This is a genomic window from uncultured Phenylobacterium sp. (genome assembly GCF_902826855.1).
GTDB lineage: Bacteria > Pseudomonadota > Alphaproteobacteria > Caulobacterales > Caulobacteraceae > Phenylobacterium.
This window is the reverse complement of record NZ_CADEGK010000244.1, coordinates 1-6,228: the sequence shown is the minus strand read 5'-3', so window position 1 is coordinate 6,228 and position 6,228 is coordinate 1. Positions and strand designations below refer to the sequence as shown.

The window sequence follows — 6,228 nt, the reverse complement described above, 5'->3', positions numbered from 1 at the left end:
ATAGAGGCTGAAGATCAGGTCCTCCGACTCGCGACGCAGGTGCGGATCGGTCTGCGCCTCCAGCAGGACCCGGTGGTCGCGGTTGGCGTGGCCGAAGCGGTTCTGCCAGAAGACGAGATTGTTGGTGAGGGTGACGCGACTGTCCTGGATCTCGATGGCGTCGACCACGTGTTGGAGGATCACGCCGCCGCCAACTTGCCCCGCCGACCATCCGTCGGCCGCAAGTAGCTCCAGAGCATGGTCGCGCAGCCGAGTCTTGTAGCCCTCCCACACCGCCGCGGCGCCTTCCTGGAAGTTGGTGAAGGGTTGATCCTTGCCCTCAGCCGCGACGAGGCGGCGGAAGCGCGCGAACTGATCGTGGAAGACCGTGAGGTCGAGCGGCATGTTCACCCCCTGAAGCGGTTCTCGTTGTGCCACGTCAGGGCCGCCGGGTCCGGCCCCTGCATCACCGCGTCCGGCACACTGATCAACTGGCCGTGCAGGGCGTAGTAGTGCCGCCCGTTGTCGAACTCCTCCTTGATCCGACAGCTAACCTCGAAGCGGCGGTCCGGCGTCACGGTCACGTAGCCGGCGTCGAACAGGCTGTGGATGTCGCGGCGGAGCAGCAGGCCGTTGGGGGCCTCGTGCTCGCCACCGTCGCCGTACGGGCGGATGTGCGCGGCTTCGAGGGCGGGCAGGGTGCGCTCGCCGGTCACAGCGCACCGGCGCTGATAGATGTCCGTCACCAGCACGCGGAAGGCGCCCTGGCCGAGCCGCGGCCGGATGAGCTGGGTCTCGCCGAAGCGCGCCTCCGGCTCGGCGACGCCGGGTTGTCGCGCCCCCGCCACGCGATCCTGTACGGCTTCCCAGAGCGCCAGGCCGTCGGTGGTCTCGGTGTTGTAGGTCTTGAACGAGACGATGTTCGTAGCCCAGCTCGGCGGGACGGGAATCTAGTCGGCCTCCTCAAGGAAGAACGGCTGGGTCAGGATGCGGCAGCCGACCTCGAAGTCGCTGCGGTCGCCCGGGTCGGCCCGGCGATATCGGGCGATGCGGACGCGCATCTCCTGCGCCGAGCGCGCGCCGTTGGCCTCGCCGAACGCCTGCCAGGCCAGTGAACAGGGCAGGGCGTTCGCATAGGCGAAGACGCCGCCGCCGACGATCACATTGCGGGGTGCGTGGAGCTTGAACAGGAACAGTTCACCGGGCTGGAGCGCCCGGAAGTTGGCCGCCGACGGCGCCCAGAAGTTCACCTCGGCCAGGTCGGGCCGATGGCGCAGGGTGTCGAACCAGTCCCCATCAGTCACCGCGACGACGAGGTTGACGCCCATGGCCGCTACGCCAGCTCCATCTCGCGAGCCTCGGCCGGCGCCAGGGCCTCGGCGAGGAGGGTATCGAGCAGGCGGCGGCGGGTCGCGGCGGCGGCGGCGAGGCTGGCCTCCAGCCGGTCGCAGAGGGCCATTAGCTCATCGACCTTGGCGACGATGCGGTGCTGTTCGGCGACGGGTGGGAGCCCAACCGCAATTCGTTCGAGGACCCCCTGCTGCAAGGCGGGGACGGCGGTGCCCACCTGGTATTTCGTGAAATCGAGTGTCGTCAGGAGAAGGTAGGCCCACTCGCAGTCTAGTTCGGTGGAAAATGTGATCCCGAGGCAGTTGTTATCAATGGCCGACCCCTTGGTTAGGACACGGCGCTTGTTGGTCGCGATGGCACCGCCGATCTTCGGAAAAATGATCGTCCCCGCCGGGTGAATTTTGGCACGCATCCGCCGTGCCGCTTCATCATCGATCAGGTTATTAGCCGTGGAGATGAATTTCTCATTCCCCGGCAGGTTCATGTCGCTGACTTTCAGGAAGAAGTGCGGCCCTTTGTTCAGGCCCTGCTCGTTCTTCGGAAAGCCGCAGCCGATTGCCCAGGAACCCAAAGAAATCAGAGGAACCGCGAGCCAGCTTGGCGGCAGTTCGCCCAGCTCCTCGGGATGATCGATTTCGACTGAACTCTCGTGCTTAGTCGCGATCCGCTTAAGCAGTTCGGACGCCGGTTCATCGTTCGGATTCTGCGGCACGAGCTTTCCTGCCACGGCGAGGTTCAGGATGGTCTGGCGGAGTTGCTTGATCTGGTCGGCGCGGGTCGTGAGCGCCGGCAGAGCTTCGAGGGCGAAGCTGGCGTCGTCGGCGAAGGTGTCGGGATCGGGGATGTTCAGGCGAGCGAGGCTCGCCACCGCCAGCCGGTCGCGCGCCGTCTCCCGTGCCGCGCGTGCCGCCGCCAGCTGGTCGCAGAGGGCCATCAGCTCATCGACCTTGGCGACGATACGGTGCTGTTCGGTGAGCGACGGGATGAGGACAACATGGGCCATGAATGGCCCGCGGTTGATATGCATCATCGCCAGCCCGTGCGCGTGCTCGCTCGCTGCCATTTCCCGAATTGCACGGTGAAGCAGGAGATGGAGAAATCGGGGCTCTGTAAGCCCCTCGGCAGGGATGACGCGGAAAATGTGCTGGTTAAGCACCCCATCTCCGCGTTGCCAAACAAACGCGTCCAGCGTTGCCGACCACGATACAAGCACGTCGCCGGGGCGAACCATGACCTCGTCGGGAAAGTCGCCGGCTGCGTAGTTGAACTCCTTGCTTGGGTCGGTCAGATTTTGGATTCGAATGATCGGAATCCCAGAAGACTTCCAATCCGAGGGTTTGAACGCCAAGCCATTGATGTAGAGGCCGGTGTCATTTACTCGTGCGGCGATCCAGCCAGGAGGAACGTCCCTCCTGACCTCACTGGGAAGCACCTCGCTAGAAGGCTTCCACCGCAGGCGGCCAGTCTGGCCAGCCTTGTCCTCAAGGAACCTCCGCGCGGCCGTTAGCGCATTCCGGGCCGCCAAGTTCGGCGGGTCGTGTTCGACCAGCTTGCCTTGCATCGCTAGGTCGAGAATGAACTCACGCAATCGCTCAATCGCTTCGGGGGCGTCCGCGATACGTTCGTAGTAGGCCAGCAGGCGTTCAGCATTCATCGCGCCAGCGCCTCGGCCAGGATCGCCTTCAACTGGTCGCGCAGCCGAGCCGTCTCGCCCTCAGCTGCGTTCAAGGTTTCCAGTAGCTCTGCCGGATCGCCGTGGTCGTCGGCCACCGCGTGCGGGTTCTTGATGTCGAGGTTATAGCCCCGCGCCTTGACCGCCTCGGCCGTGACCCGCCAGGCCTGCGGGGTCTCCTCGCGACCCTCGCGGTTCTTGCCCCCCCACCAGTCGATACACGGCTGGAAGTGCTCGATCCGGATCGGCCGGGTCATGGAATAGGCCTTCTGGCCGACCGGCACTTGGTGCTCGTAGAACCAAATGTCCCGGGTCGGCGCGCCCTTCTCGAAGAACAGCAGGTTGGTGCCGATCGAGGCGTAGGGCTTGAAGACCGAGTTGGGCAGTCGGACGATTGTGTGGAGGTTGCACTCCTCCATCAGATGTTCCTTCAGCCGGGTTTTCACCCCCTCGCCAAACAGGCTGCCGTCGGGCAGCACCACGGCGGCGCGGCCGTCCGTCTTCAGCAGCCGGATGATCAGAGCCAGGAACAGGTCGGCCGTTTCCCGGGTGCGGAAGTGGGCCGGGAAGTTGCTCTCGATCCCGTCTTCCTCGCGCCCGCCGAACGGAGGATTGGTCAGGACGATGTCGACCCGGTCGGACTGCCCCCAGCTGATGTAGGGCCGGGCCAGGGTGTTGTCGTGGCGCAGGAAGCTGGGGTCCTCCACCCCGTGCAGCAGCATGTTGGTGACGGCCAGCATGTGCGGCAGTGGCTTCTTCTCGACCGCGCGCAATGCGGCTTGCATCGTCTGTTCGTCCTCGGCGCGCTTTACATAACGGTCGCGCATGTGGCGCAGGGCGCAGGTCAGGAACCCGCCGGTGCCACACGCCGGGTCGAACAGTACCTCGCCGGGATGCGGGTCGATCCGGTCCACCATGAAGGCGGTGACGGCGCGCGGCGTGTAGTACTCGCCGGCGTTCCCCGCGCTCTGCAGGTCGTTGAGGATCTGCTCGTAGATGTCGCCGAAATGCTGGCGCTCGCTGAGGTCGTTGAAGTCCACCTCGTCGATCTTGTTGACCACCTGGCGCAGCAGGTGGCCCGACTTCATGTAGTTGTAGGCGTCCTCGAACACGCTGCGCACGACCCGCGCACGGCTGCCTTGGGACCCTGCGTTGGGCAGGGCCTTCAGCGCCGGAAACATCTCGCTGTTGATGAAGGCCAGCAGGGTGTCGCCGGTGTCGCCTTCCCGGTCGGCCGCCCAGTTGCGCCACTGGAACTCGTCAGGGATCGGTGACTCGTAGCCCGGCTGGATCAGTTCCAGCTCTTGATCCTGATCATCGATGATCTTCAGGAAGAACATCCAGCAGAGCTGGCTGATCCGCTGGGCGTCGCCATCGACGCCCGAATCCTGACGCATGAGATCCTGGATGGATTTGACGGTGGTGCGGACGGACATGCGTTTAGGAACCTAGGCCCAGGTCTGAGCGAATGGAGTTTCGGAGGTCGACGAGCGCGTCGCCGTCGTCAGGATAGAGTGCCTCGCGCGGTATCGCTGGATAGGGGCCGCCTGGAACCCAAAAGACCTGTGGATCGAAACAGAACTTGGCGACCAACCGCCGCCCAAAATCGACTTCGTACAGGCCATAGTTTTCCTTCTGGGAGACGTCAGAAATGTCAGGGTACTCACCGATGAGATAGCCCTCCTGTAGGTGAGGGCGGCGAGCTTCGGGCGGACACGCCGTCGACAGCCGCACGACCTGCAGACCAGCCTCAGCGCTTGCCGTTATCGCGGCGCTCAGGTTGGGCAGTCCGAGCATGTAGACGAAGGCTCGATCGTCGGCGCCGATCGTGGCGAACGCCGCAGCAATCCTAAGGGACTGGGTCACGTCGAGCAGCGGGGTGTCGCACACTTCATAGTGCTGCAGGATCGCCCATCTCAGGATGCGCTGCCGCCTCAGCCTCTGTGCGCCGTGGCGATGGGGGTACCTCAACAACAGCAGCTGTTCTGCGCGGCGAAGGACGTCGTAGCGACGAGTCAACTCATCCCCAGTGGGGATGCCTTGATCCGACACCGAGCTGCCTGCCGGAGCTCGAAAGATCGGGGGTTTCAGGGTAGTGGCGCGTTTGCGGCGGTAGTCGGCCGCCTGGCCGCGATAGAGGAAGATGTAGTCGGGATTATAGAACTGAACCGTCGCAACCTTCTGGGCGAGGTCCAGGTAGTCCCTGACCGGAACGCCGTTGTCCTTGCGGACCTGGGAGCATGAGACCCGTCGCGTATCGTCATCTTCCCGGAGGTTCTCGCCCGCCGACTCTGACAGGAATGACCGAAGCTCGCGTTGGCCGATTGTCTCCACGACCTAGGCCGCCCCTTCGTACAATGCCGACTGCAGTTCCTGGATGGCTTGGTCGAAGCCGGCCTTGCCGCCGAACGCCTTGATGAGCTGGACCACGCTGCCCATCGCGCTGAAGGGCGCGATCCGCAGCACGTTGGCGTCGTCAAGGGTGAGCACGCCCTCGTCCTGATACTTCACCAACAGGGCGTCCAGCACGGCGCGGGCCTGCGGACCGTACTTCGTGAACACATCGCGCTTCTTGACGTTCTCGGCCCGCTCGCGGCGGGTTAGCGGCTTGGCGTCGAACGCGACGTGGCAGATTAGGTCGAAGGGGTCGAGGTCCTTGCCCAGCTCCGCGCCGATTAGGTCCAGCGGCAGACCCTCCTCCTCAAGTTCCTCGACGATCGCTTGTTTCCGCGCCTCAGCGTTCCAGCGTTTCAGAAAGTCGTCCAGGCTGGCGTAGCGGCTGCGCAGGACGTTCTTGGTGAAGTCGCGCAGCGACTCCGTGACCAGCTTGCCATTGGCGTCGAGGTACTCGACCCGCTCGGCCAGGATGTGGGCGCCGACGCCGTCCACGTAGATTTTGCGAGTGGGCTCGCCGCCCGGATCCGGTCGCCAGGGGTCGTGGATGACCACCTCGTCGGGATCGCCGGTGAAGTCCTCGCCATCCTCGCCGATGTCGCCGCCCGGTGGGGTGTCGTCGGGTGGCGTGACAGGATCACCCGGACCCGGCTCGTAAATCTGGACAGGATCGCCATCGAAATCGGGATCGGCGAAGTGGTCGGTGGCCCCGCGGAAGTCCATCAGCGTGAAGTAGTACTTGCGGGTGTCCTCGTGCACGCGGGTGCCGCGGCCCACGATTTGCTTGAACTCCGTCATGGAACCCACAGCGCGGTCCAAGACGATCAGGCGGC

6 protein-coding genes and 1 pseudogene are annotated in these 6,228 nt (G+C 64.5%); all 7 read right to left on the bottom strand.

Going from position 1 to position 6,228, the window contains the following annotated elements; translation table 11 throughout:
• A pseudogene (locus QZV94_RS22185) lies at positions 1–384 on the bottom strand (hypothetical protein); the annotation flags it as partial.
• Positions 385–386: 2 nt separating this feature from the next.
• Positions 387–827, bottom strand: a complete 441-nt coding sequence (locus QZV94_RS22180; RefSeq protein WP_293682089.1) for an HNH endonuclease — start codon at positions 825–827, stop codon at positions 387–389.
• A 102-nt stretch (positions 828–929) separates the two neighbouring features.
• Positions 930–1,307 (bottom strand): hypothetical protein, encoded by a 378-nt coding sequence (locus QZV94_RS22175; protein ID WP_293682086.1) that lies wholly within the window; start codon positions 1,305–1,307, stop codon positions 930–932.
• A gap of 5 nt (positions 1,308–1,312) precedes the next feature.
• Positions 1,313–2,983, bottom strand: a complete 1,671-nt coding sequence (locus QZV94_RS22170) for a restriction endonuclease subunit S (protein WP_293682083.1) — start codon at positions 2,981–2,983, stop codon at positions 1,313–1,315.
• Positions 2,980–4,437, bottom strand: a complete 1,458-nt coding sequence (locus tag QZV94_RS22165) for a class I SAM-dependent DNA methyltransferase (protein ID WP_293682080.1) — start codon at positions 4,435–4,437, stop codon at positions 2,980–2,982. Before QZV94_RS22165 ends, QZV94_RS22170 begins: the two co-directional genes overlap by 4 nt.
• 4 nt (positions 4,438–4,441) lie before the next feature.
• The gene (locus QZV94_RS22160; RefSeq protein WP_293682077.1) at positions 4,442–5,335 is read right to left on the bottom strand and encodes an FRG domain-containing protein; all 894 of its coding nucleotides are present in this window, start codon (positions 5,333–5,335) and stop codon (positions 4,442–4,444) included.
• 3 nt (positions 5,336–5,338) lie between these two features.
• Positions 5,339–6,228, bottom strand: an 890-nt coding sequence (locus QZV94_RS22155; RefSeq protein WP_293682074.1) for a type I restriction-modification enzyme R subunit C-terminal domain-containing protein, incomplete at its 5' end; no start/stop codon positions are given.

What these genes read in the sequence shown, in the direction of transcription:
- QZV94_RS22175 (WP_293682086.1), bottom strand. Translation starts at nt 1,307, where the DNA reads ATGGGCGTCAACCTCGTCGTCGCGGTGACTGATGGGGACTGGTTCGAC.
- QZV94_RS22170 (WP_293682083.1), bottom strand. Translation starts at nt 2,983, where the DNA reads ATGAATGCTGAACGCCTGCTGGCCTACTACGAACGTATCGCGGACGCC.
- QZV94_RS22165 (WP_293682080.1), bottom strand. Translation starts at nt 4,437, where the DNA reads ATGTCCGTCCGCACCACCGTCAAATCCATCCAGGATCTCATGCGTCAG.